The sequence below is a fragment of the Gordonia sp. IITR100 genome (assembly GCF_002009645.1).
Taxonomy (GTDB): Bacteria; Actinomycetota; Actinomycetes; order Mycobacteriales; family Mycobacteriaceae; genus Gordonia; species Gordonia hongkongensis.
Genome location: NZ_MVKV01000002.1, coordinates 208883 through 234007 on the forward strand (window position 1 = coordinate 208883; position 25125 = coordinate 234007).

20 protein-coding genes and 1 pseudogene are annotated in these 25125 nt (G+C 69.5%); 8 read left to right on the forward strand and 13 right to left on the reverse strand.

Annotated elements, in window-relative coordinates:
- Window positions 1-19: 19 nt before the first annotated feature.
- The 3 genes from B1818_RS04795 to B1818_RS04805 all read right to left on the reverse strand — a co-directional run bounded on the left by B1818_RS04795 (window position 20) and on the right by B1818_RS04805 (window position 3003).
- Window positions 20-1585, reverse strand: a complete 1566-nt coding sequence (locus B1818_RS04795) for an Hsp70 family protein (RefSeq protein ID WP_078112076.1) — start codon at window positions 1583-1585, stop codon at window positions 20-22.
- Window positions 1586-1753: 168 nt separating this feature from the next.
- Complete coding sequence (locus B1818_RS04800; protein WP_058250878.1) at window positions 1754-2026, reverse strand: DUF3017 domain-containing protein; 273 nt, start codon at window positions 2024-2026, stop codon at window positions 1754-1756.
- Between the two features lie 101 nt (window positions 2027-2127).
- Window positions 2128-3003 carry a bifunctional methylenetetrahydrofolate dehydrogenase/methenyltetrahydrofolate cyclohydrolase gene (locus tag B1818_RS04805; RefSeq protein WP_175404280.1) on the reverse strand — a complete coding sequence of 292 codons (876 nt, stop codon included), beginning with the start codon at window positions 3001-3003 and terminating at the stop codon, window positions 2128-2130.
- 34 nt (window positions 3004-3037) lie between these two features.
- Here B1818_RS04805 and B1818_RS04810 point away from each other — a divergent pair, with 34 nt between their 5' ends.
- Window positions 3038-3976 (forward strand): serine/threonine dehydratase, encoded by a 939-nt coding sequence (locus B1818_RS04810; RefSeq protein WP_091344272.1) that lies wholly within the window; start codon window positions 3038-3040, stop codon window positions 3974-3976.
- Window positions 3977-4031: 55 nt separating this feature from the next.
- Entirely contained in the window at window positions 4032-4496 is a 465-nt protein-coding gene (locus B1818_RS04815) for a tRNA (cytidine(34)-2'-O)-methyltransferase (protein WP_058250672.1), read from the forward strand.
- Here the strand turns inward: B1818_RS04815 and B1818_RS04820 are convergent, their stop codons facing one another.
- From B1818_RS04820 to B1818_RS04835, 4 genes and pseudogenes are all read right to left on the reverse strand, one after another.
- On the reverse strand, window positions 4497-4724 hold the full coding sequence (locus B1818_RS04820) for a DUF167 domain-containing protein (RefSeq protein WP_058250673.1): 228 nt from the start codon (window positions 4722-4724) through the stop codon (window positions 4497-4499).
- A 63-nt stretch (window positions 4725-4787) separates the two neighbouring features.
- Entirely contained in the window at window positions 4788-8075 is a 3288-nt protein-coding gene (locus B1818_RS04825; protein ID WP_058250674.1) for an error-prone DNA polymerase, read from the reverse strand.
- Window positions 8076-8121: 46 nt separating this feature from the next.
- Window positions 8122-8922 (reverse strand): annotated as a pseudogene (locus B1818_RS04830) (enoyl-CoA hydratase).
- Window positions 8923-8946: 24 nt separating this feature from the next.
- Window positions 8947-9309, reverse strand: coding sequence for a metalloregulator ArsR/SmtB family transcription factor (locus tag B1818_RS04835; protein ID WP_078112077.1), 363 nt, complete (start codon window positions 9307-9309; stop codon window positions 8947-8949).
- 365 nt (window positions 9310-9674) lie between these two features.
- Here B1818_RS04835 and B1818_RS04840 point away from each other — a divergent pair, with 365 nt between their 5' ends.
- The 3 genes from B1818_RS04840 to B1818_RS04850 all read left to right on the forward strand — a co-directional run bounded on the left by B1818_RS04840 (window position 9675) and on the right by B1818_RS04850 (window position 14806).
- Window positions 9675-11627 carry a heavy metal translocating P-type ATPase gene (locus tag B1818_RS04840; protein ID WP_078112078.1) on the forward strand — a complete coding sequence of 651 codons (1953 nt, stop codon included), beginning with the start codon at window positions 9675-9677 and terminating at the stop codon, window positions 11625-11627.
- 156 nt (window positions 11628-11783) lie between these two features.
- Entirely contained in the window at window positions 11784-13727 is a 1944-nt protein-coding gene (locus tag B1818_RS04845; RefSeq protein WP_078112079.1) for an SDR family oxidoreductase, read from the forward strand.
- Window positions 13724-14806, forward strand: a complete 1083-nt coding sequence (locus B1818_RS04850) for an alanine racemase (RefSeq protein WP_058250678.1) — start codon at window positions 13724-13726, stop codon at window positions 14804-14806. Before B1818_RS04845 ends, B1818_RS04850 begins: the two co-directional genes overlap by 4 nt.
- A 1-nt stretch (window position 14807) precedes the next feature.
- Here the strand turns inward: B1818_RS04850 and B1818_RS04855 are convergent, their stop codons facing one another.
- The 4 genes from B1818_RS04855 to B1818_RS04870 all read right to left on the reverse strand — a co-directional run bounded on the left by B1818_RS04855 (window position 14808) and on the right by B1818_RS04870 (window position 19924).
- A complete protein-coding gene (locus tag B1818_RS04855; protein ID WP_058250679.1) occupies window positions 14808-16037 on the reverse strand; it encodes a UPF0158 family protein in 1230 nt (409 codons plus the stop codon).
- 82 nt (window positions 16038-16119) lie between these two features.
- Entirely contained in the window at window positions 16120-17793 is a 1674-nt protein-coding gene (locus tag B1818_RS04860) for a DNA polymerase Y family protein (protein WP_058250680.1), read from the reverse strand.
- Window positions 17793-18641 carry a hypothetical protein gene (locus B1818_RS04865; RefSeq protein WP_176455884.1) on the reverse strand — a complete coding sequence of 283 codons (849 nt, stop codon included), beginning with the start codon at window positions 18639-18641 and terminating at the stop codon, window positions 17793-17795. Before B1818_RS04865 ends, B1818_RS04860 begins: the two co-directional genes overlap by 1 nt.
- 257 nt (window positions 18642-18898) lie before the next feature.
- Entirely contained in the window at window positions 18899-19924 is a 1026-nt protein-coding gene (locus B1818_RS04870; protein WP_058250682.1) for an Rv2578c family radical SAM protein, read from the reverse strand.
- 78 nt (window positions 19925-20002) lie between these two features.
- Here B1818_RS04870 and B1818_RS04875 point away from each other — a divergent pair, with 78 nt between their 5' ends.
- Window positions 20003-21262, forward strand: a complete 1260-nt coding sequence (locus tag B1818_RS04875) for a serine/threonine-protein kinase (protein WP_058250683.1) — start codon at window positions 20003-20005, stop codon at window positions 21260-21262.
- Between the two features lie 16 nt (window positions 21263-21278).
- On the opposite strand, the gene B1818_RS04880 is transcribed toward B1818_RS04875, so the two are convergent.
- Entirely contained in the window at window positions 21279-22004 is a 726-nt protein-coding gene (locus tag B1818_RS04880; protein ID WP_058250684.1) for a response regulator transcription factor, read from the reverse strand.
- Entirely contained in the window at window positions 22001-23269 is a 1269-nt protein-coding gene (locus tag B1818_RS04885; protein WP_058250685.1) for an ATP-binding protein, read from the reverse strand. Before B1818_RS04885 ends, B1818_RS04880 begins: the two co-directional genes overlap by 4 nt.
- Before the next feature lie 172 nt (window positions 23270-23441).
- Here B1818_RS04885 and B1818_RS04890 point away from each other — a divergent pair, with 172 nt between their 5' ends.
- A complete protein-coding gene (locus B1818_RS04890) occupies window positions 23442-24854 on the forward strand; it encodes a PspC domain-containing protein (RefSeq protein ID WP_078112081.1) in 1413 nt (470 codons plus the stop codon).
- Entirely contained in the window at window positions 24851-25081 is a 231-nt protein-coding gene (locus B1818_RS04895; protein ID WP_058250687.1) for a hypothetical protein, read from the forward strand. Before B1818_RS04890 ends, B1818_RS04895 begins: the two co-directional genes overlap by 4 nt.
- Window positions 25082-25125 lie beyond the last annotated feature (44 nt).

Sequence of the window (25125 nt, forward strand, 5' to 3'; positions counted from 1 at the left end):
AGCTGTCGGCGGCGTCCTGTCAGCGCGGCGCCGGCACCGACGGGACCGGGCTGCCGGACCGAGGTACCGGGGTCACCGGTGAGCCCGACTCCCCGTCAACGGATTTCCCCGGTTCGGCTACACCCGGAATCTCAGTCGACCCGGTGGCGCGGGTGCTGCTCGGCCGCGGCGGGCCGCTGGGCGCGGAGCGCAACGTCGACGTCGAGTACGTGGGCGGCGGCGGAGTGGGCGCCACACTCGGCGGACGCATACCCGGGGGCAGCAGGTCCGGCGGGATCGTCGGTGTCGAACCGGGCGGGAAGGTCAGGTCCGGCCACGGGAACGGCGAGAGGGTGCGGGTGCTGGTACTCGTGGACGGCCGCGTCGGCGGCAACTCCGTCGTCGCCCATGCCGGCGGGTCGTTCCAGCCGGTCTCGGGCGCGGGCCGTTGCGTCGGAACGGGAGTGACGACGGTGGGCTCGACGGGTTCGGCCGGGATTCGGGTGATCGGCTGGGAGGTGGGCCGCGCGGTGGACGGCGGCTCCTCCTCGCTGGTCGCCGCCGCGGGGGGCACACTGCTGACCGACGGCTGCGGCTCGACGGCCGGACGGTCGGCGAACGACGAGCTCACCGCGTAGATCGTCATCAATGTGGCCGCGATGACCGCCCCGGCAACCGCAATTGGGGTCGCGGAAAGCCACTCGCGCTGCGGCTTGCCCCCGATGAACGCCAGACGCGCTGCGCCCGAATAACTCTGGAGGGCCAGCAAGGCTGCGCCGGTGGCCACGACCAGCTCCGGCGCCGTCGGGTTCACGACCTCGAGCTCATGCTCTGCCGCGATCGCGCGCACCGCGGGGAGGTTGGCGAGTCCGCCGATGAACACCACCGCGTCCGGTCGTACGCCGCGTGACCTGACGGCCGCTACATAGCGGGCGAACACTTCTTTCGCATCACCGATCATCGGCGCGATCGCCTGCTCGACCTGGGTCGCGGACAGCGCCACACGACCGGTGTTCGCCGAGACCGCGACGACCGACTCGGCGGCCGCGACGCCGCCGTAGGCGATCTCTTCTTTCGCGGTCCGGCACGCGCTGCGCAACTCGCTGCGCTCCGCCCGCGTCCGAGTGGCGTCGCCCAGGACGGGATTGTCGGCGGTCAGCTGGTCGACGATGGACCGGTCGAGACGACGACCGCTCAGCACGGTCGAGTGCTCGGCGTCGCCGATGCGACCCTCGCGGGGATCGACGGTGTAGAGCGACATGCCGGTGTCGCCGCAGTCGACGACGACGGCAGACGAGAAACGGTCGATCTCCCCGGTGTCGGTCAGGTAGGCCAGCACGGCCTCGTCCTCGCCGGCGAGACGGACCTGACGCCGGGGTCCGCTGCCCCGTGAACGCAATTGCCGACGCTGGCTCCCCGTGCGTGCGGCGACCCCGATCGGGCCCACTCGCGTCCCGGTCTCGCGGGCGGCGCTGAGCATCACGTCGATCCCGGCGTTGACCCGGCCGGCGGAATCGAGGCCGTCGGTGGGATCCACGTCGATCACGCGGGAATCGACCACACTGCGACCGAGATCGTCACGCGTCAAGAGGACGTAGTGAATCATGCCAGCCCCTGCTGACACGCCCATGGACGTCACTTCATTCACGGTGCCGTCGGTTGGTGATGCGGTGATACAAACTCCAGCGGTCGGTGTGTCTGCGCAGAGCAGCGGAAAATTGCCTGGTTGAGCGCATGACTGGTCCGCCAGGTCACGCTCAGGTCTCTATTGTAATCAATCCGTGCCCAAAGAGTCGATCGACGCCGCCAGCCACAGCATCACGCCGCCGACCGTGGCCATCGCCGTCACGTCGAACGATTTGCCCCTGACCTGCAACAGGCCTGCCTGCGAGGAGGGGATGAAGGCACGGAGTACGGCTCCGACGAGCAGAGCCGCCCCGAAAACGAAGGACCCACGCCGCCAGCGATCGAACATCACGAGCAGCGCGGCGGCCAGCACACCCAACATCACCAGCAGGTACGGGAGCTGGATGAGCACTGCCCGCAACCGGGAGGAGTCGGCGGCACGACGCCCCCGGTGTCCGGGACGGGCGTCCGCGGCGCCGGGCGGTTCGGAGTGAGCGGACTCACTCTGGTGCTCCTCTCGGGTCACGCGTCGCTACCACTCCCCGAGGCGAGCATCTGCTCAGCACGTTCGACCACGTTGACCAGCAGGAACGCCCGCGTCAGCGGACCCACACCACCGGGGTTCGGCGAGACGTGGCCCGCGACCTCCCAGACATCGGGATGAACGTCGCCGGCGAGACGACCCTCGTCAGTACGGCTGACACCCACGTCGACCACCGCGGCGCCGGGCTTCACCATGTCCGCGGTGATGAGGTGCGGCACGCCGGCCGCGGCGATCACGATGTCGGCCCGGGCGATCTCCGACGCCAGATCCGTGGTGCCGGTGTGGCACAGCGTGACCGTGGCGTTCTCACTCCGCCGGGTCAGGAGCAGCCCGATGGGCCGGCCGATGGTGACCCCGCGCCCGACCACCGTGACCCGGGCGCCGGCCAGCGGGACGTCGTAGCGTCGCAGGAGGTGGATGACCCCGCGCGGGGTGCACGGCAGCGTCGACTCCTTGCCCAGCACCAACCGCCCGAGGTTGATCGGGTGGAGTCCATCGGCGTCTTTCAGCGGGTCGATCCGCTCGAGGGCGGCATTCTCGTCAAGATGCTTGGGCAGCGGCAACTGCACGATGTAGCCCGTGCAGGCCGGATCGGCGTTGAGCTCGTCGATCGCCGCGTTGAGCTGCTCGGTGGTGGCATCGGCCGGCAGGTCCTTGCGGATGGAGGCAACGCCGATCCGGGCGCAATCGGCGTGCTTTCCCTTGACATAGGAGTGCGAACCCGGATCGTCGCCGACCAGAACGGTACCCAGACCAGGCGTGATACCCGCCAGCCTGAGCTTCTCCACCCGCTCGGCCAGATCAGCGAAGATCTCGTCGCGCGTGGTCTTGCCATCGAGTCGTATCGCGGTCACGCCGACATTCTTCCACGGCGCTACTGTCGGAACGGTGACCGTGGTGCGCAGCGACGTCGACCTCGCCCGCGCGGCGATCGCACCCCACCTCCGTCGCACGCCGACACTACGCACGACCATCGACACCGTCCACGGGCCGGTCGAGGTGGTTCTCAAACTCGAGTACGCCCAAGTCGGCGGGTGTTTCAAACCGCGCGGCAGCCTCTGGGCGACGCTGCACGCCCAAGACCAGGGATTGCTGACCGACGCCGGTGTGCTCGTCGCCTCCGGCGGCAACGCCGCGATCGGCGCGACAATCGCGGCGCGGATCGTCGGCGTGCCGGTCACCGTGGTGATCCCCGAGACCGCGCCGCCGGTCAAGATCGACGCGCTGCGCGCCGCGGGAGCGCGCGTCCACCTCATGGGACGGCGCTATTCCGAGGCCGCCGACGCCGCCGTCGCGCTGGCAGAGCAGACCGGAGCGCTCGCGCTGCACGCCTACGATCTCCCCGATGTCGTCGCCGGCGCCGGCACCATCGGTCTCGAGATGATCGACGACGTGCCCGGACCGCTCACGACCGTCGTCTGTGTGGGCGGGGGCGGGCTTCTGGCGGGCCTCGCGGCGACGCTGCGCCCGGGCGACCGCATCGTCGGCGTCGAACCACTCGGCGCGTCATGTCTGCATCAGGCCCTCGCCGCGAGAACTCCCGTACCCGTCGAACTCGAGAGCATCGCCGCGGACTCGCTCGGCGCCACCAGCGTCGGCGGGCTCTGTTGGAACGCCGTCGCCGGGAACCCGGCGGTCGGGAGCGTCCTGGTGACCGACGAACAGATCATCGCGGCGCGACGGATGCTCTGGGACACCCACCGCATCCTCGTCGAACACGGCACCGCCACCGCGGTCGCCGGTGTGGTCTCGGGAGCTGTTCGGCCGCAACCCGATTCGACGCTGTGCATCGTGCTCTGCGGGGCCAACACCGCGCTCGCCGTGTGACCGGCGCGATCGCGCGACATCTGCGACGGTCGTCACCGACTACGCTGACACCATCATGTTCCGAATCATGTTCTACCAGCCGTGCATCCCGCCGAACACCGGCAACGCGATCCGGCTGGCCGCCAACACGGGGTGCGAACTGCACCTCATCGAACCGCTGGGGTTCTCGATGTCCGACGCGCAGGTGAAGCGCGCGGGACTCGACTATCACGAGATGGCCAACGTCACCGTGCATCCGAACCTGGTGACCGCCTGGACGACGCTGAAGCCGGAACGGGTCTTCGCGTTCACCGCCCATGCCGAGCGCTATCACACCGACGTCGACTACCAGCCGGGCGACGTGTTGCTGTTCGGCCCCGAGCCGACCGGGTTACCGGCGGAGGTCCTCGACGAACCCGAGGTGACCGACCGGGTCCGCATCCCGATGCTCGCCGGACGTCGTTCCCACAACCTCGCCAACGCCGCGAGCATCGTCGTCTACGAGGCGTGGCGTCAGCACGGTTTCGCCGGCGCGGTGTGATCAGCCGACGCGGTAGCGCTTGATGCGTGCCGTGGCACCGCCGATGAGCGCGATCTTGCTCTTCGGGACCCCGAGGTGGGCGGCGAGCAGTTCGGAGACGGCCTTGTTCGCCCGGCCCTCGGTGGCCGGCTCGCGGACGTAGACGGTGATCGCGCCGCCGGGACCCGTCTCGACCAACGGGCCCTTGCTGCTCTTCGGTTTGACGGTCACCACGACCTGTTGCGGCATGACTCTTCCTGTTCTTCGTGAACACCGATCCGGCTCGGACATCCCGGCGCGTCCGCCGGAGGACTACTGCCAGTCCCGGGATCTGCTCCCCACCCGAAGATCCATGCGCTGCAGTCGATCTGCGACGACGGTCACAGCGCCTTCGGCGTTCTGCACCCGGCCGCGGATCAGCAGAGCGGGTGCCGTCTGAGCGAGTACACGGTACCGCGCCCACAAACCGACCGAACACACCACGTTGACCATCCCGGTCTCGTCCTCGAGGTTGATGAAGGTCACCCCGGACGCGGTGGCGGGACGCTGCCGATGGGTCACCGCGCCACCGACCAACACGCGCGAACCGTCGGGCACCGACAGCAGGCGATCGGCGGCCAGCACTCCCATCGCGTCGAGCCGGGGACGCAGGAACTGCGTCGGATACGACGTGGGGGTGATCCCCGTGGCCCAGGCGTCGGTGGCCGCCAGCTCGACGTCGGAGAGACCCGGAAGGGTGGGGGTCGCCTGCGCCGATTCCAGGGCCAGCTGATCGTCGCGCACCGTCGCGGCGGCCCCGGCCTCCCACAGGGCCTGACGCCGGCTGAGGCCGAACCCGTCGAAGGCGCCGGCACCGGCGAGCCCCTCGAGTTCCTTGGTCGTCAGCCGGGCGCGCCGGGAGAGATCGGTGATGTCGAGGTAGGGACCGTCGGACCGGCGGTCGACGATGCGCTGCGCCGCCTCCTCCCCGACCCCGCGTACACCGTCGAGACCCAACCGGACATCGAGACCCTCGTTCTCCAGAGTGGCGTGCGCGAGTGAGGCATTGATGTCGGGGCGATGGACCGCGACACCGTGCCGTCGGGCGTCGGCCACCAGGGTCTGCGGTGAGTAGAAACCCATCGGTTGCGCCCGTAGCAGCGCGGCGCAGAACGCCGCCGGGTGATGCAGCTTGAACCACGACGAGTAGAACACCAGGGACGCGAAGCTCTGCGAATGACTCTCCGGGAAGCCGAAATTGGCGAACGCGGCCATCTTCTCGAAGATGCGGTCGGCGGTGTCCCCGGTGATGCCGTGCAGGTTCTCCATGCCCTCGTAGAAACGTTGCCGCAGGCGTTCCATCTTCTCCGGCGACCGTTTGGAACCCATCGCCCGGCGCAACTGGTCGGCCTCGGAGGCGTCGAACCCGGCCACGTCGACGGCCAACTGCATCAGCTGCTCCTGGAACAGCGGCACCCCCAGGGTGCGTTCGAGCGCCCTGCTCATCGACGGATGCTCGACCGTCACCGGCTCTTCTCCGTTGCGCCGCTTGATGAACGGATGCACCGAGCCGCCCTGGATGGGGCCGGGCCGGATCAGGGCCACCTCGACGACGAGATCGTAGAAGCAGCGCGGTTTCAGCCGCGGGAGGGTGGCCATCTGCGCACGGGACTCCACTTGGAACACGCCGACCGAGTCGGCGCGACAGAGCATCTCGTACACGGCGGGTTCAGCGAGGTCGAGGGTGGCGAGGTCGACGTCGATCCCCTTGTGTTCGGCGACCAGGTCGATCGCATAGTGCAGGGCGGAGAGCATGCCGAGACCCAGCATGTCGAACTTGACCAGTCCGATGGCGGCGCAGTCGTCCTTGTCCCACTGCAGCACGCTGCGGTTCTCCATCCGCGCCCACTCCGTGGGGCAGACATCGGCGATCGGCCGGTCGCAGATCACCATGCCGCCGGAGTGGATACCCAGATGCCTTGGCATGCCGAGGATCTCGCCGGCGAGTTCGGCGACGTCGGCGGGAGCGGTGTCAGGCATCTTGGCCCAGGCGTCCTGCTGACCGGGCGCGTACCCGAGCGCCCGGGCCATGTCCCGGATCGCCGACTTCCCCCGGTAGGTGATGACGTTGGCGACCTGCGCGCTGCGCTCCCGGGTGTAGCGGCGGTAGACGTACTGGATGGCCTCCTCGCGTCGGTCGGATTCGATGTCGATGTCGATGTCGGGCGGGCCGTCGCGCTCGGGGGCCAGGAACCGTTCGAAGAGCAGCGTGTTGGCGACCGGGTCGACGTTGGTGATGCCGAGGGCGTAACAGACGGCCGAGTTGGCCGCGCTCCCCCGGCCCTGGCAGAGGATGTCGTTGGCCTTGCAGTAATCGACGATGTCGGCGACCACCAGGAAGTAGCCGGGGAACGTGAGCGTCTCGATGATGGCGAGTTCGTGCTCGATCTGCCGGTAGGCCTGCGGATGTTCGGCGGGGGTGCCGTACCGGCGGCGTGCCCGGGTCATGGTGAGTTCGCGCAACCAACTCGCCTCGGTGTACCCGTCGGGGACGTCGAAGGGTGGCAACTGCGGTGCGATGAGGCCCAGGTGGAATGCGCAGTCCGCGGCGATGCCCACCGCGTTGTCGATGGCATCGGGATGTGCGGGCAGCAGCCGCGCCATCTCGTCGCCGCTGCGCAGATGTGATCCGGCAACGCCGGGCATCCACCCCGAGATGGTGTCGATGTCGGTGCGGGCCCGGACGGCGGCCATCGCCATCGCCAGCCGTCGGCGCCGGGGCGCGGCGAAGTGGGCGCCGGTGGTGGCCACGGTCGGCACGCCTGCCCCGGCGGCGAGGCCGGCGAGCACCGCGTTGCGTTCGTCGTCGTCGGCCATGCCCTGCGCGGTCAGCTCGACGACGATGTTGTCGTGGCCGTAGGTCTCGATCAGTTCTCGCAGCGCCTGCTCGGCGGCCGGGACGCCGCCGCGATCGAGTGCTCGTCGGAGGGCACCCTTCCGGCATCCGGTGAGGATGAGCCAGTGCCCGCCGCCGGCCGCGGCGAGGGCTTCGCGGTCGTAACGGAGCAGGCCCTTCTCCCCCGCGACCATGTGCGCGTCGGCGATGGTCCGTGACAGACGGCGGTAGCCCTCACCGTCCCGGGCGAGGACCAGCAGATGCTCGCCCGGTGGATCGTTCTGGCCTGTCCGCGCGATGTCGGGTTCCAGTGACAGCTCGGCACCGAAGACGGTCGGCATGCCGAACTCACGGGCCGCCTCGGCGAAGCGCACGATGCCGTAGAACCCGTCGTGATCGGTGACGGCCAGTGCGCGGAGTCCGAGCCGTTGCGCCTCCTCCACCAGCTCCTCCGGCATCGACGCACCATCGAGGAAGCTGTACGAACTGTGGGCGTGCAGTTCGGCGTAGGGCACCGCCGACGAGCCGCGCGCGATGTCCTCGGCCTGGTAGGCGCCGCGTTTGCGCGACCAGGCCGGACTGTCGCCGCCATCCCCGGGGAACGGCGCCCATTCGCTGAGGTCGGGACCGAACTCGGTGCCGGGCCGGTCGGCACTGCCGGGCGCTCGGCCGGCGAGCACCCGTTCCATCTCCGACCACGTCGGTGGTCCTTGATCCCAGCCCACCCGCCAAGCCTATCGAACACAAGTTCGATGCGACAGCGGGGAGGACTCAGCTGTTGGCCCGGCCCCGCTCGACGATGCCGGACCGACGATCGGCCACCCGAGCGGGGTCGAAACCTGACATCCACTCGACCGACGTGTCGTTCTCCACGTCGAGCGCCGGGCCGACGAGATGCTGCTCGGCACGCCGATACGAGTCGAGCATGGTCCGCACCGCGAGCTGGTCACTCCCGGCCATGGACACCGCGAGTTCCATCGCCGAGGCCATCAGCTGATCGTGGGCCACCACCTCGGTCACCAAACCGACCCGCAGCGCCGTCTGGGCATCGACGAACTCCCCGGACAGGCTCATGCGGCGCGCGAAACCCCGGCCGACCGCTGCCGGCAATCGAGACGTCAGACCCCAGCCCGGCAGCACCCCGACCCGCGAATGGGTGTCGACGAAGCGGGCCCGTTCGGACGCGATCAGGACATCGCACGCGAGGGCGAACTCCAGACCACCGGTGGCGGCGACACCGTTGACGGCGCCGATGATCGGCTTCGAGATGGGGCGCCACGGATGCCCGACAGGTACGTCCGCATGATCGAGCAGTCGAGCACTGTCGGTCGACGAGCCCAACTCGGCCAGGTCCAGGCCGGCGCAGAATGCCGAGCCCGCGCCGGTGAGGATGACGACGTCGACGTCATCGTCGTGATCCGCGTTCGCCAATTCGGAACGGAGAGCGACGATCAGGTCAAAGCTGAGCGCATTCCGGACCTACGGACGGTTGAGGACCAACGTCCGCACCCGCCCGGATTGCTCGATCCACAGAAGCGGTTCTCCCGACGTGGCCGTGTGGTCACTGGTCATGCGATGCCTTTCGGTGACGTCGGATCAACCCGCCGATTGCGGACGCTCGGCGAGCCCGAGCCGCAAGTGTTCGCTGTGGTAGACCGCCTCGTCGAGCAGCTGGGCGACATGGCTGTCATAGAGGCTGTAACTGATCGACCGACCCGACCGGGTGCCGGTGACCAGCCCGAGGTTGCGGAGCAACCGGAGCTGATGGGAGACCGCGGACTGCTCCATGCCGACGGCGTCGGCGAGATCGGTCACCGAGCGCGGTCCGGACCGCAACTCGGTGAGGATGAGCAGCCGGCTCGGGGTCGCCAGCGCCTGCAGGGTGGTGGCGACGTGCACGGCCGATTCCGGATCGAGCCGCGCAGCCGGCCGCATCCCCTCGTCGATGCCGTGTCCCATGCAGCGGATGCTACCGGCTGGACATTACATGAAAACCTCTTCATATGAACTGTTACTGTCTGAGAGGTGGATGTCGGCGAGTGGCTTCGACTCGGCGCCTCGCTCGCGCTCGGTGCCGGCTCAACCAGCAGGAAGGTGGTTGTCGGCGAGTCGCTTCGACTCGGCGCCTCGCTCGCGCTCGGTGCCGGCTCAACCAGCAGGAAGGTGGCTGCCGGCAAGTGGCTTCGACTCGGCGCCTCGCTCGCGCTCGGTGCCGGCTCAACCAGCAGGAGGGCGGCTGTCGGCAAGTGGCTTCGACTCGGCGCCTCGCTCGCGCTCGGTGCCGGCTCAACCAGCAGGAGGGCCGACGACAGACGGGAGACACGATGGGTACGGCGGAGACGACGGAACGAACGGCCCGCAACTCGACGCGCGCGGGAGCCGACCGCGGGAGCACCCCGCCGTCGATCCTCCGGACGGGACTCCGGCTACCCGAGGTGCGCTGGGCGGGCCTCGCGCTGGCACTGTTCCTCGCGGGTTGGTTGCTCCAGATCAGCCAGGCGCCCGAATGGTCCTGGTGGACCGCGTATCTCGCGTGCTATCTGGCCGGCGGATGGGAACCGACCCGATCGGGCCTGCAGGAACTGCGGGGACGACGACTCGACGTCGATCTGCTGATGATCGTCGCCGCCGTCGCCGCCGCGTCGATCGGGCAGGTCTTCGACGGCGCGCTGCTGATCGTGATCTTCGCGACCTCGGGAGCTCTGGAGGTCGTCGTCACCCAGCGCACCGCCGATTCGGTGACCGCCCTGCTCGGACTGGCCCCCGAACGTGCCACCCTGTATGCGCCCGACGGCACGACACGCGAGATCGACTGCCGCGAACTCGAAGTCGGCCAGCGTATCCTCGTCCGTCCGGGCGAACGGGTGGGCGCGGACGGCGTCGTCGTCGACGGCCGCAGCGAGGTCGATCAGCAGGCCGTGACCGGCGAGTCGGTCCCGATCGTGCGGGCGGCGGGCGACGACGTGCTGTCCGGCACCGTCAACGGCACCGGCGCGCTGATCGTCGAGGTCGCCCGTCCGGCGTCGGAGTCGGCCATCGCCCGCATCGCGACGCTCGTGGCCGAGGCATCCGAGACGAAGGCACCGACCCAGCTCTTCATCGAGAAGGTCGAGCAGACGTACTCCGTCATCGTCGTCGTCGCCACCCTGCTGGTGCTGGGCATCCCGGTGATGTTGTTCGGCAATACTTTCGACGAGGCGCTGCTTCGTGCCATCGTGTTCATGATCGTCGCCTCGCCCTGCGCCGTCGTCCTGTCGACGATGCCGCCGCTGCTCGCGTCGATCGCCAATGCCGGTCGGCACGGCGTCCTGGTCAAGTCCGCCGCGGTGATGGAGTCGGTGGGACGGACCTCGGTCGTCGCGTTCGACAAGACCGGCACCCTCACCGAGGGACGCCCGCAGGTCGTCGACGTGGCGGCGCTCGACGGTCACGACCCGTCGCAGGTGTTGGCGCTGGCCGCCGCGGTCGAGTACCCCAGCGAGCATCCCCTCGGTCGCGCGATCGTCACCGCCGCCGCCGACCGCGGACTGGACGTCGAATCGGTGGAGGGTTTCCGGGCGCTTCCCGGACGCGGGGTGACGGGGGCGGTCGGCGGGCGCCGCGTCACCGTCGAGCGCACCGTCGCCGGTTCGACCGGGACGGTGGTCGGCGTACTCGTCGACGGGCGGGAGATCGGCCGGATCGAACTCGTCGATCGCCTGCGGGACGACGCCGCCGAGGCGGTGCGGCTTATCGGCGACGTCACGTCGGGTTCGGTCCTGCTGCTGACCGGCGACCGGCCATCGGTCGCCGCGGACGTCGCCGACCGGACCGGAATCCGCGAGGTACACGCCGACCTGCTGCCGGAGGACAAGGTCCGGATCGTCGGCGAGATCGAGGGACACGTGCTCGTGGTCGGCGACGGCATCAACGACGCACCGGCACTCATGGCGGCCGGGACCGGCATCGCGATGGGTCGTCGCGGTGCGGACCTCGCCGTCCAGACCGCCGACGCGATCATCGTGCGTGACGACCTCACCGCGGTCCCCGCGCTGATACGGCTGTCCCGCCTCGCCCGCCGTTACGTCATCGCCAATCTGTGCATCGCCGCCACCGTGATCCTCACCCTCGTGACCTGGGATCTCATCGGCACCCTGCCACTCCCCCTGGCCGTGGCCGGGCACGAGGGTTCGACCGTGCTCGTCGCGCTCAACGGCGCCCGCCTGTTGCGGAAGTCGGCCTGGTCGGGCGATCGCGGTGCACAATCGACGGGGTCGAACGCACAGTCGACGGAATGAGACGCACGATCGACGCGTACGGGCGCGCGACGCCGCGCGCGTAGTCATTGCCATCGCCGCAAGTTAGTGTCACCCTGAGTACCAGACAGATCCGCGGCCCGCGGGCCGTGGACAGCCAGCGGGCCGTCGGCCCGCCCATCTGATGGGATCTCTTCCATGACGAGCTACTTCATCACCGGGGGCAGCGGGTTCATCGGGCGACGCGTACTCGAACGTCTCCTGACCGTCGCTCCCGACGCCACCATCCACGCACTGGTACGCGAGACCTCGCGCGCGGCGTTCGTCGCCATGCTCGACGACCTCGACGCGGGCGACCGCGTGACACCCGTGGTCGGCGACCTGACCGCACCCGGACTCGGTATCGCACCGGACACCGTCCCCGCGATCGATCACGTCATCCACCTCGCGGCGATCTACGACATGGCCGCCGATGCGGAGTCACAGCGCGCCGCCAACGTCGTCGGGACCTCGCGCGCCGCCGACTTCGCGATCGCGCACGATGCGCTGTTCCACCACGTCTCCTCGATCGCCGTGGCCGGTGACCACCGCGGGCGGTTCACCGAGATGGACTTCGAAGTCGGACAGGGCTTTCCGACTGCCTACCATCGCACCAAGTTCGAGGCCGAACGTGTCGTGCGCGAACGCGAGGGACTCCGCTGGCGCGTCTACCGGCCGTCGATCGTGGTCGGCGACTCGCGCACCGGCGAGATGGACAAGATCGACGGTCCCTACTACTTCTTCGGCCACCTCGCGACGCTCGGCCGACTGCCCTCGATGCTGCGACTGCCGATGCCCGATCTCGGGACGCTCAACATCGTGCCGGTCGATTACGTCGCCGCCGCGATGGTCGCCCTCCTCGGCGTGAACCCCACGCGCAGCGGTTTGGTGTTCCATCTCAGCGACCCGAAGTCGCTCACCACCACCGAGATGTACAACGCGCTGGCACCGGCGTTCAAGGCGCCGAAGGGGTTCGACGCCATCCCACGGGCTGCGGTGGAACCCGTGATGACGTTGTCCGGCATGGGGATCGCGCGCGTCGGACGCAACCTCGTAGCCGCCCAGCAGGGGATCCCCGGGGCAGTACTCGACGCGGTGACGCTGCCGGTCGACTTCCGCGCCGACACCACCGTGGCGGTCCTGGGTGACCTCGGCATCACCGTGCCCGACTTCGCCGACTACGCCCCGCGCCTGTGGACCTACTGGTCACGACACCTCGACCGGTCACGCAACCGGCGCACCGATCCGCGCGGGCCGCTCGTCGGCAAGAACGTTCTCATCACCGGCGGGTCGAGCGGGATCGGCAAGGCCACCGCACGGATGTGCGTCGCACGCGGGGCCAACGTCCTCATCGTCGCCCGCAACGCCGACGAACTGGAATCGGCGACCGAGGAATTGAACTCGACGACGAGCAAGAAGGGCATCCCGCCCGGTCAGGTGACCGCATACCAGTGCGACATCACCGACGAGGAATCGGTCAATGCGCTCGTCAAGACCGTGCTCGCCGCGCACGGTCACGTGGACGTCCTGGTCAACAATGCCGGCCGGTCGATCCGTCGTGCCACGATCAACTCGGTGGATCGGTCTCACGACTACCACCGGGTGATGGCGGTCAACTACTTCGGCGCGGTGAACCTCGTCCTCGGACTGCTGCCGCACATGATCGCCCGGCAGGCGGGTCATGTGGTAAACGTGACCTCGATCGCGGTGCAGTCGCGTGGCCCGCGGTTCGGTGCCTACGCGGCGTCAAAAGCCGCTCTGGAGGCCTTCAGCGACGTCACCGGCACCGAAACGGTGTCCGACCACGTGACCTTCTCCAATGTCCGTCTCCCCCTCGTGAAGACGCGGATGATCGCGCCCACCGAGGCCTACGACAACCAGCCCGGGACCTGGAACGTCGACCGGGCCGCGGCGCGCGTGCTGCACGCGATCATCGATCGACCCAAGCGCGTCGACTCGCTGGTCGGGCTCGTCGCCGAGATCGGGCACCGCGTCACCCCCGGACTGACCACCCGCATCCTGCACCAGGAGTACCTGGTCTTCGGCGAATCGGCGGCGGCGCTGGGCCGTTCGGATCGTGACGCCGGCGGGCGGGACGCGTGATCGACACCCCGTATCTCGAGGTCGACGTCGACCGCATGACGCGCAACCTCGCGGTGCTCGCCGACCGCGCGCGATCGGCGGGCGTCGACTTCCGGCCGCATGCGAAGACCCACAAATGCGCCGAGATCGCGCGGATGCAGATCGATTCCGGTGCCACGGGGCTGGCGGTGGCCACCATCGGCGAGGCCGAGGCCTTCGCCGACGCCGCCGACATCACCTCGTGCACCGACATCTTCATCGCCTATCCCATCTGGCCGACCCCGGCGAAAGCCGCCCGGTTACGCGCCCTCGCAGACCGGGTGTCGCTACGGGTGGGTGTCGACTCGGCGGAGGGCGCACGGCATCTCGGGGCGCTGCTCGGCGGGCAGCGGGTCGAGGCACTCGTCGAGGTCGACTCCGGGCAACACCGCACCGGGACCGCACCCGGGGACGCCGGAGGCGTCGCGGCGGCGGGCGTGTCAGCGGGGCTCGACGTCGTCGGCGTCTTCACCTTCCCCGGCCACGGCTACGGCGTCGGCGACACCCGCCGGCGGGCCGCGGAACAGGAGGTGGCGGCACTGCGTACGGCGGCGGAGAGTCTCCGAGCGCAGGGCATCGATCCGCGGGTGCGCAGCGGCGGATCCACACCCACCGTCGAATTCGTCGGCGACCCCACGTATGCGGGCGTGCTCACCGAGATCCGTCCGGGCGTGTATCCCCTCAGCGACGCCCAGCAGGTCGAGATCGGCACCTGCGGATTCGACGACGTCGCTCTGACCGCGGTGGCAACCGTGGTGCGGAGCGAACCCGGACGGATCGTCCTCGACGCCGGCAGCAAGATCCTCGGCGCCGACCGAGCCGCCTGGGCGACCGGCCACGGACGCCTCCTCGATCACCCCGACGCCCGCGTCGTGCAGTTGTCCGAACATCACGCGGTGGTGGAGTTCCCGGCGGAATCGACGTCAGCCCCCCGGTTGGGCGACGTGATCCGGGTGGTGCCGAACCACGTCTGCACTGCGGTCAATCTCGTCGACGAACTGGTGGCGATCGACGGCTCGGACAGCCGGTGGCCGGTCATCGCGCGGGGGCACAACAGTTGAGTCAGATCGGTCGGATGCCTTCACGGACCAGGAATTTGCGTGCCCGTCCGAACTTGCGGTCGGTGGAGAACGCATACCACTGCTGACTCACACCCGCTTCGTGGACGACGTCCCGGAACCTGCGGAACGCACCTCGTCCCTCGATCGCGCGCTCCAGACGGTTTCGCAGGTCGGGATCGGTGGTGCGCGTGGCGAAATCGGCCATGTCCCGCCAGCTGTCGCGCGAACCGATGCAGTCGAAGCGCAGCCAGCGGTCCGGGTCCTCCTCGACGTCGATCTCCTCATCGAGCACGCCCGGGTCGAGCATCTCGTCGTTGTACACGAAGCCGGTGCTCAGGTCGATGAGTCCGCCGGTGGACCGGTTCGGATCACCCTCCATCTCGTCGCTGAGCATCTCGAGATCCACCGCGATCGGCCGTCCCGGCGCGGGTTCCCCGCGCAGGCTCGCGAGCAGTTCCTCGGCGAGTTCGGCGTCGCCGGCCTCTCCCCGTCGTTTGAGTTGTTCGACGATCGACACAGCCACCGGTTCGGCTCGCTCGCGGCGCTTCTGCAGTGCCATCGGTACCCCGGGGCCGACCTGCTGGAGTGCGTCGTGCAGATCGCATCCGATGACGGCATCCAGGAAACGATCGGCATCCGACGACGCGATCGACCCGCGTACCTCGCCCAGATCGAGTTCACGTATCTCCTTCTGCGCGGGCCACTGGCCGACGAGCATCGGATGAGGAACGGTGGGGCGTGGTGGCGTCTCGTCGTCCCCATCGGCCGTCCGTCGACCGTACTGATCCGGGATGTCGCCCCAACCGAAGTACGCCAGCGGCGCTGTCGGCTTGATGCCCAACACGTCCACCGGGTCGACCTTCAGATCTCCCACGACGCACCGATGGGTCCACTCGTCGCCTAGATCGAAGGTGTACTGGAACTCGGAACCGGTCGCTGCGAACGCGGCGACCTTGGCCGTGGCGATGTCCACGGGCTCGGAGATCGGGCCGCCGATACCACCGGCCAGGTCGGCACCGAGCGCGGCGTCGGCGACCACCCTGCCGTCGTCCAGGGTGAAAAGTGACAGATGGGAACGATCCCATCGAGCGAACGCGTCATCGATGGCGGTCGCCAGATCCTTGAACGTGTGCGCCGGTCCGACCGCGAAAACCCTTCCGGGCCAGGGCCACAACTCAACGCCGCGACCACCGAGCAGTTCCACTGTCACCGACAACCAGGTACGTGCCATGCGTCGAGAGTGGCATCTCAGAGGCGAACGCGCACGCTTTCGGTCGCGGCGTTTCTTCTCGAAGCCACTCCGCGGGACGCAGTCACTCGTAGACACCTTCGACGATCCACTCCCCGGCGCGGTAACACAGCAGCAGGGCGCGCGAATCGTCGAGCAGCACCTGCGCCCGCGCGGTCAGTCCGGTCTCGGCGGCTCCGGTCGGCACCGAGGCCCCGGCGGGCAGGTCGGCGCCTCCGACCGGCCAGGGCCCGGCCCACCAGCACAGGCCCCAACTCGACCGGCGCGCCCGGGACGAGGCCAGCGCGACGGTCACCGGTTCGGCGGTGAAGGCCCCGCGATCGGTCACCTTCACCGGTTGCCCCACGGCGTCGAGCACGTGGATCGCGGTCTCCACCAGCACCGTCGGGCTGGGTTGTGGCAGGCGTCCGGGCCATGGCGCCGACGGATCCCGGCGCGGAGCCGGCTCGTCGCCCAGTGAGACCATGGTGATCCGTTCGGCGGGTCCACGACCACCGCTCAGCACGGGAATACGGACCGCATCCCCGCCCAGCAGCCCCTGTATCCGCACCAGCGAACGCCGGGCGCGCTCCTCCACATCCGGTTCACCGGCCAGCCCGCCACGGGAGAGATCGTCGGTGAGCTGATAGTGCAGGGCCCCGGCCTCGACGACCTCGACCGGTTCGAGCCGCAGCCGGACGATCGGCGAGTCGGGTCGGGCACTGCTCCTCGCTGCGCGCGGCTCGACCCGCGGGGAGGTGGGCCGCGCCGCGCCGGTCAGCCACCCCTCGAGTTGCCATCGGACACGATCCGCGGTCGTCTCCGGCGTCAGCGGTTGGGCACATCGCCAGGTTCGCGAATGCTGTTGTCCGCGTTCGGTGGTCGCGATGATGGTGAGTCGCGTGCAGGCCACCGCGGCATCACGCAGGCGTCGGTGCAGCACGTCGGCGAGGGTGCGACCGATGAACGCCGCGACGTCGATGCGGTCGACCGGCGGGTCGCAGGTGTGGTCGACGTCGAGTTCGGCCGGCACACCACGTGACGACGGGACACGCCCCGGCAGCGCATTGGCCAGCCGGTGCGCGACGACCGCATCCCGGGCGAACCGGGTGGCGACGTCGGTGACGGACATGTCGGCGAAGGCGCCGATCGTGCCGATCCCCAACCGGCGCAGCAACTCCACGAGATCGGCACGGGACGGATCGCTCATGCTGGGTTCGACGGCGAGGTCGGCGACGGGGCGGCCGGCGAGGTACTCCCGGTCACCCCCGGGCTCCACCTGATGCCCGTTCCGGGCGGCGAGGACGGCGGTGAAGATCTCGTCGGCGATGCCGACCTGCGACTCGATGCCGCACGCCGACACCACGTCGACGAGCTCCTCCGCGAGGGCCTCCATCCCGCCGAAGTAGCGGGCGGCACGGTCGCCGGCGATCACCAGGAGACCCGGCCGGAGCACTTCGAGGGCGGGGATCACCTCGGCGACCGCGGCGACCACCGGTTCGAACAGCCGTCCGTCCCGGTTCTCGTCGGCGGCGACCACGGTCATCTCCGTGCACGCCGCCTGCGCCTGTCGCTTCCGCATTCCCCGCCGCACACCGGCGGCCCGTGCCGAGGCCGAACAGGCCACCACCCGATTCGCCGACAGCACCGCGACCGGATGCAGCGGGGGCAGATCCGCCTCGGCCGCCGCGGCCATCGCCGGCCAGTCCGGGCACCAGAGCGCGAGGATACGCCGGGACCCCTGCTCTCCGGAGGGCATCAGTTCGCCACCGCGAGCACCGGGGAGACGGTCGTCGCCGCGACCATCTCGACCGTGCGATCGGCACCGTGGCCCGTCGCCCGGAGTTCGACCTCGGTGCTCTCGGATCGCCGGCCGCGGCCCGACACCGTGACCTCCAGCCGCATCCCGCCGATGCGGCCGTAGCCGCTGCGTGCGGAGTCGAGACCGGCCGCGCGGGAGGCGGGAGCAGACCGGCCGGGCAGGCCCGGACTGTGCCGGTAGGTGAGGACACGGGCCTCGAGGGCCAGTTGCGCACCCGGCCATGCACCACCGGTCACCAGCAGCACCGACGACTGCTTGCGCACGCGGCCCATGACCACCCGGGCACGCGAGGGGGCCACCATCTCGTTCCGCGGGCGAGCACCCTCGCCACCGCTCCCCAGGTCCAGGATCACCAGGTCCATACCGTCGAGCAGCACCGCTGCCACCTCGACCGGGTCGGGACCGGGATCGGGGATGGTGGCGATGCGGGACAGGTCGGCGCCCATCTCCGCCGCGGGCAGCAGACTCAACCGGGGCAACCCGACGATCCCCACCTGTCCACCCGCACGGGTCACCGAAGCGATCATCGCGATCAGCACCGAACGGGCGCCGTCGAGCCGGGCCACCGACCCTCGCGGAATACCGTTGTGCGGCAAGATGTCCGACAACGATTCCGGCACGGGAAGGACACCCACCGACCGGTCTCGGACCTCGACCACCCGCTGGTCGGGCCGACCGGACATGGCCGCCATCCGCCGGCGCAAACCCGCCAGCTCGTCGGCCCGGCCACCGGCCGCCGTATCGGTCACGGCATCGGTCACGGCCACACCAGCAGAGACATCCATCCGGCACCCTCCAGTCGACATGAGTAGTTCTCGAGCGAGCCGGGAAGGTGCGCGCCATCAGGGTTCTCGACACAGTTCCCGAACGATCCCGAGGAGGCCCCTCGTCCGCCGATCATTCGAACACTGTTTCGATTGTTCGAGAGTAGAACCAACCACCGACAAGCGTCAACCGAAGCCGAAAGCCGTTGCGCAGCACAGGATGTTTGCATCCACGCCGAAAACAGCCCAGCTCAGGGGCGCGGTCAGGACGGCACGGGTCAGAACAGGGTGAGGGCGTGCTGCAGCTCGGGCGCGGCCACCGTCGCCGGCGAGTCGGGACCCGATTGCCGGAGACCGCCGGAACCGGCCAGGCCATGCCGGTGCACGAGCGGCTTCATCCGGTCACGCAGCCACGAGGAGTACTCCGGGGTGACATAGGCGCCACGCCCGTAGAGCCCCCGGTACCGGCGGATGAGCGCCGGATGCTCCTCCGCCAGCCACTCGAGGAACCACGGCTTGGTCGAGGATCGCAGATGCATCGGGAACGCGGTCACACCAGACGCGCCCGCCTCGGCGAGTGCCTCGAGCAACGAGTCGAGATGCGCGGTCGAATCCGTGAGGTACGGGATGACGGGGGCCACCATCACATGCGGCGCGATGCCGGCATCGGCGAGATCGCGGATCACCGACAGCCGCGCCTGGGGCGACGGCGTCCCCGGTTCGATCTTCTTCTGCAGGTCCTGATCGAGGATCGCCAGCGAGATCCCGACGCTGACCGAGACCTCCCCCGCAGCCTGACGCAACAGCGGAAGATCCCGACGGATCAAGGTGCCCTTGGTCAGGATGGAGAACGGCGTCCGGGACTCGGCGAGCGCGGAGATCACGCCCGGCATGAGTCGGTACCGCCCCTCGGCACGCTGATACGGGTCCGTGTTGGTGCCCAGCGCCACCGTCTCCCGGGTCCACGACCGGCGTTTGAGTTCCTTGCGCAACACCGCCGCGACGTTGAGCTTCACCACGACCTGGGTGTCGAAATCGGTGCCCGCGTCGAGGTCGAGGTACTCGTGCGTCGGACGGGCGAAACAGTAGCGGCAGGCATGCGTGCACCCGCGAAAGGTGTTGACCGTGAACTGAAACGGGAGCTGCGAGGCCTCCGGCACGCGGTTGAGCGCACTCTTGGCCAGCACCTCGTGGAATGTGACACCCTCGAAATCGGGCGTACGCACCGACCGCACCAGACCCGAGCGGCTCAGCCCCGGGAGCGACCCGTCGTCGACCTCGACCGCCTGATCCGACCATCGCATGATGGGAGTCGAACATACGTACGAGATGGCTGTCAAGTGCGGTGCCCGCGGCGTCGACCTCGCCGCTATCATCTCCGTATGTCGACGACCGCCGGAACCCACCATGCGCCGGGTCCCCAGTACCTGGTGGCCGGCCGGTACCGTCTGAAGTCGCGCATCGGCGGCGGCGGCATGGGAACCGTGTGGCTCGCCCGCGACCAGCTCCTCGACCGTGACGTCGCCGTCAAGCAGGTCGTCTCCACCGAGGGCCTCACCGAGGACTCCGCCGACAACGTGCGCAAGCGGGCCATGCGGGAGGGGCGGATCGCCGCGAAGCTCTCCCACCGCAATGCGATCGCCATGCACGACGTCGCCCTCGACCGGGGTGAGCCCTGGCTGGTCATGGAATACCTACCCTCCCGCAGTGTGGCCCAGATCTTGCACACCACAAAGACTCTCGCGCCCGCCGAGGCTGCCCAGATCGGCGCCCAGGTGGCCGATGCGATGGTCGAGGCCCACGCCGCGGGGATCGTGCACCGCGACATCAAGCCCGGCAACATCCTCATCGCCGAGGGCGGACGGCAGACCGGCCTGGTCAAGATCACCGACTTCGGGATCTCGCGGGCGAAGGACGATGTCACTCTCACCCAGACCGGCGTGATCACCGGAACGCCTGCGTATTTCGCTCCCGAGGTCGCGCGCGGCGCCGATCCGCAGGAGGCCTCGGACGTCTACTCGCTGGGCGCGACCGTCTACACGATGGTGGAGGGTCAGCCGCCCTTCGGTGTCGACGACAACTCGATCGCGCTGCTACACAAGGTCGCACGCGCACGCATCAATCCCATGCAGAATGCCGCCGAGCTCGAGCCGATCCTGCTGCGCCTCCTGGAACCGAGCCCGACCAAACGCCCGACGATGAGTCAGGCACGAGACATGCTCACCTCGTTCGCGGCCGGTTCCCGAGGCACCCGCGACCAGGTCCTGACCGGCCTCATCACCCGGCCCGGAGCGGGCACGCCGACCTGGTCACAGCGCGGCGGCCGGTCGTCGACGACCGGTTCGCATCGTCCGGCCGGTGCCACCCTGCCCCCCTACGCCCCGACGATGTCCGCCGATCGCGGCTCCCGCGACCTTCCGGACACACGTCGCGGCATGTCCCCGACCCTGATGTCGACGCCGCAACCACATTCGTCGACGCCGAGACCGCCTGCCTCCCAGCAGTACTCGTCCGAATCCCGGCAACCGAACCCCGGTCCGCCGGCGCCGGGCACGTCGAGCACGGCACTGGCGGTGTCGATCTTCGTGTTCTTCGCCGTGCTCGCGGTCGTCGTCGTACTCGCGATCGCGCTGTTGCGCTGAGCCGGCGCCGCTGCGGTCAGCCGATGTGACGGGTGGCCGCCCATCGGGTGAGGGCATTGCGGTTGGACTGCTGGGTCTTCCGCAAAACGTTCGACGCATGTGTCTCGACCGTCTTGATCGAGATGAACAGCTCCTCGGCGATCTCCCGATAGGTGTACCCGCGCGCCAGCAGGCGCAACACCTCCAGTTCGCGCCTGGTCAGCGAGTCGAGTTCGGGGTCGAGCGGCGGTTCGGGTGCCGAGGATTTTCCGGTGAACGAGTCGAGGACGAAACCCGCGAGACGTGGGCTGAACACCGCGTCGCCGTCGGCGACCCGGCGGACCGCGTCGGCGAGTTCCGGGCCCGCGATCGTCTTGGTCACGTAACCGCGGGCACCGGCCCGGATGGTCGCGATGACATCCTCGGCCGCGTCCGACACACTCAGGGCCAGGAAGACCGGCGGTGTCGAACCCGTTGCATTCGAACCCGTTCCGTTCGATCCGAGTCGATCGAGCACCCCGCGCAGGACCGCCACCCCGCCGCCGGCCGGCATGTGCACGTCGAGCAGGACCACATCGGGAGCCGCCGCCACGATCCCGTCGATTGCCTCGGGTACGGTGCCCGCCTCGCCGACGACGCGCAGGCCCGGCTCGTCGGCCAGTTCGGCACGGACCCCGGAGCGGAAGACCGCATGGTCGTCGACGAGATAGAAGGTCACCGGACCGGGGCCGGTCGGGTCGGAACTCGGGGAACTCGGCGTCATCGTGCCTTCCTGTTGTCGGTCGGGGCGACCGCGTCGACGGTCACCTCGGCAGAGCGTCGGGTGTCGTCCGCTCTCTCGTCGATCGATCCCGATCCCCCGTCACCACGCGGCATCATCAGACCCACGTTCGTCCCGCGCCCGGGGGTCGACGTGATCCGCACGCGGCCGCCCATCCTCTCCACACGTGCGCGGATCGACCGGGAGATGCCCTGGCGGTCGTCGTCGACGGCGTCGGGGTCGAAACCGATTCCCCGGTCACGGACATACACCTCGACCTCGTCGTCGGTGATCTCGCCGTACACGTCCACGGTGCGTTCACCGGAGTGCTTGGCGGCGTTGACCAGCGCCTCGCGGGTGGCCCCCACGAGAGCCGACCAGCGTTTGGCGTCCCGGGTGTTGTCCGGACGCAGATCGCCGACGGTGATGATCTCCACCTCGATACCGTAGGCGTCCTCGACCTCGGCGCCGACACTCCGGAGTGCGGCCGCGAGCGAGCCGCGTTCGGTGGCCGGGTCGCCGAACAGCCAGGCCCGCAGCTCGCGTTCCTGACTCCGGGCCAGGCGTGCCACCTCCTCGGGGCGGCCCGCCTTCTTCTGGATCAGGGCCAGGGTCTGCAGGACCGAGTCGTGCAGATGCGAGGCGATCTCCTCGCGCTCGGCGTTGCGAATGCGGGCCGAGCGCTCCTCGTTGATGGTGCGCAGCATCCGCATCCACAGGGGCACGGTCAACAGGACGACGCCGATCAGGGTCGCCCCGACCGCGAGGATCGTGGAATTGAGACCGCCGAAGCTGCGATCCCCGGCCACCACCACGACCACGAGGCCGCCGACAACGAGCGCGACGCCGCCGATCAACCGCGTCCAAGTGCGCAGTGGGGTGCGGGGTGCGCGCGGGGATGTATCGAATTCGCGCCACACGAGGGCGGCGCCCAACGCGATGAAGACGAACGGGATGAGGTACTCCGCCGGGGTCCCCGACGCCGCGAATCCGACCACGCCCATGGCCACCAGCCCGACCATCGCCAGACCGAGGGATTGACGACGCTCTCCCGGTGCCGGTGACGCGGTGTCGTCGCCCTGCGGGCAGAAGAACCACAGCAGCCCGTAGGCGGCGACCCCGGCGCCGGCCAGCGCGGCCAGGACCACGAAGACGATCCGCACGCGGAAGACCTCGACCCCGAGATGATCGGCCAATCCGCCGGCGACACCGGCGACGACGCGGCCGCCGTCGCGGCGCACCAGTTTCGGGACCGGCTCGACCTCCATTCGACTCACTCCTCGATCGTCCCATGCGATCGGCTTCGCGACATCGGGGTCAACCCCGGTTCATGCGCCGCGATCTCAGGGTGTGTCCGCTCCGCCGCCCCCGGGCCTCGGGATTCTCCGGGGGACAATTCAGGGGATCACCCGATGTGTCCGGGGCCGGACGGGCGGCACGATGATCGTCATGGACACCAAGGAGTTCCAGCAGCAGATCCAGGGCCTGTGGGCGACCCGTCCGTATCGGCCCGACGATCGGACGATTGCCGGCGTGTGCACCGGCATCGCCGCCCGGTATCGCGTCGACCCGACTCTGGTGAAGGTCGCGTTCGTGGTGGCCGCCTTCTTCGGCGGCAGCGGACTCATCCTCTACCTCGCGGCCTGGGTCGCGTTCCCGGGCGCCGGACGCGCCCGCGCCGATGCGCTCCGTGTCGATTCCCCCCGGGCCGGTCACACCGCGTCGCACAACTCGATGCACGGCCTGGGGAATCCGCAGGTGATCCTGCTGGTCGTGCTCGCGATCGTCATCGTCACCTCATTCGGCCCCAATCGCACCTGGGGCTCGGGCGGGCTCGTCGGCGCGATCCTGATGCTCGGCGGCTGGTACCTGCTGTACCTGCGGACCCCGACTCCACCGGCCGGTACCAGCATCGACACCGCGGCGGTCACCGACATCGTCGTCCCGCCACCGGCGGCCGGGCAGTTCGAACGGTGGGTGCCGCGCGCGATGAGCCACCCGGCCCCCGGCGCGGTCACCCCCACGGACGGCCCCCAGACCCCAGGAGTATCCATGACCAAAGCACCGGGCCCGTCCGCGATCGGCGGGAATCCGGCCACCGAACACCCGGCCACCCCGGTGCCGGAAGTCGAACTGTCGAAGAACGAACCACTCGAGGCGAGTCCACCCGCGTGGGATCCGTTGGGAGCGGCGCGGTTCGCCTGGGATCTGCCCGAACCGACCCGCCCGGCCGAACCGGCCGTCCGTCGGCACCGTCGCTCACCGCTGACCCTGATCGTGGTCGGTCTGGCGACCATCGTGGGTGCGATCGGTGCGGGCCTGCACCAGATGGGTGTCGAGTGGTTCACCGTCCCCCACATCCTGTCGCTCTCCCTCGCCGTGATCGGAGCCGGACTCCTCGTCGCGGCCGTCGTCAAGCGTCGCACCGGCGAGCACAGCACGGGCCTGGCGCCCATCGCGGTCTCTCTCGGTGCCGCGGTCATCGTCACCACCGTGATCTCCGGGGTCAACGGCCTGTCCGGCCCGCTGCCGCCCGGCGGGGTCGGTGACCGCGAGTGGAAGCCGTTGACCGAGAACGACATCCAGGCCGAGTACTCACTCGGCATCGGCGAGATGGCCCTGGACCTGCGCGCGGTCGAACTCACCGCCGACCGGACCGTACGACTCGAGAGCGGGGTCGGCAAGATCACGGTCCACGTGCCGGAGACGATGAACGTGCGTGCCGACTGCCAGACCGGTGTCGGCGACTACAACTGCCCCACCGGGCTCGACGGCGGACGTGACGGCACCGATGGCCCGGTCCTGCAGATCGAGGCCCGCACCGGATTGGGAGAGGTAGAGGTCCTGCGATGAGCACTGAGATGAACGCTTCCGGCACCGATGACGACCGAGGTTGTGGCGCCACCCATCGCGCTCCCGGTCTGGGGCTGCTCGGACTCGCCGCCCTTGCCGTGGCCGGGTGGGGGCTCGCCGACGGGCCGGCGCTTCCCGACGCCGCCGACCTCGGATGGGTCGTCGTCGGGATCGGGCTGCTGGTCGGACTCGTGCTGATCGTGTCCGGCACGCGTTCCCGGCGCTGAGACCCGGCACGCGCAGACGAGAGCGGCCGGTGGCAGACGCCACC

Coding starts and splice junctions, on each gene's coding strand:
- B1818_RS04795 (WP_078112076.1), bottom strand. CDS start 1,585: ATGATTCACTACGTCCTCTTGACGCGTGACGATCTCGGTCGCAGTGTG.
- B1818_RS04815 (WP_058250672.1), top strand. CDS start 4,032: ATGTTCCGAATCATGTTCTACCAGCCGTGCATCCCGCCGAACACCGGC.
- B1818_RS04820 (WP_058250673.1), bottom strand. CDS start 4,724: ATGCCGCAACAGGTCGTGGTGACCGTCAAACCGAAGAGCAGCAAGGGC.
- B1818_RS04835 (WP_078112077.1), bottom strand. CDS start 9,309: ATGGGACACGGCATCGACGAGGGGATGCGGCCGGCTGCGCGGCTCGAT.
- B1818_RS04840 (WP_078112078.1), top strand. CDS start 9,675: ATGGGTACGGCGGAGACGACGGAACGAACGGCCCGCAACTCGACGCGC.
- B1818_RS04845 (WP_078112079.1), top strand. CDS start 11,784: ATGACGAGCTACTTCATCACCGGGGGCAGCGGGTTCATCGGGCGACGC.
- B1818_RS04855 (WP_058250679.1), bottom strand. CDS start 16,037: ATGGCACGTACCTGGTTGTCGGTGACAGTGGAACTGCTCGGTGGTCGC.
- B1818_RS04860 (WP_058250680.1), bottom strand. CDS start 17,793: ATGCCCTCCGGAGAGCAGGGGTCCCGGCGTATCCTCGCGCTCTGGTGC.
- B1818_RS04865 (WP_176455884.1), bottom strand. CDS start 18,641: ATGGATGTCTCTGCTGGTGTGGCCGTGACCGATGCCGTGACCGATACG.
- B1818_RS04870 (WP_058250682.1), bottom strand. CDS start 19,924: ATGCGATGGTCGGATCAGGCGGTCGAGGTCGACGACGGGTCGCTCCCG.
- B1818_RS04875 (WP_058250683.1), top strand. CDS start 20,003: ATGTCGACGACCGCCGGAACCCACCATGCGCCGGGTCCCCAGTACCTG.
- B1818_RS04880 (WP_058250684.1), bottom strand. CDS start 22,004: ATGACGCCGAGTTCCCCGAGTTCCGACCCGACCGGCCCCGGTCCGGTG.
- B1818_RS04885 (WP_058250685.1), bottom strand. CDS start 23,269: ATGGAGGTCGAGCCGGTCCCGAAACTGGTGCGCCGCGACGGCGGCCGC.
- B1818_RS04890 (WP_078112081.1), top strand. CDS start 23,442: ATGATCGTCATGGACACCAAGGAGTTCCAGCAGCAGATCCAGGGCCTG.
- B1818_RS04895 (WP_058250687.1), top strand. CDS start 24,851: ATGAGCACTGAGATGAACGCTTCCGGCACCGATGACGACCGAGGTTGT.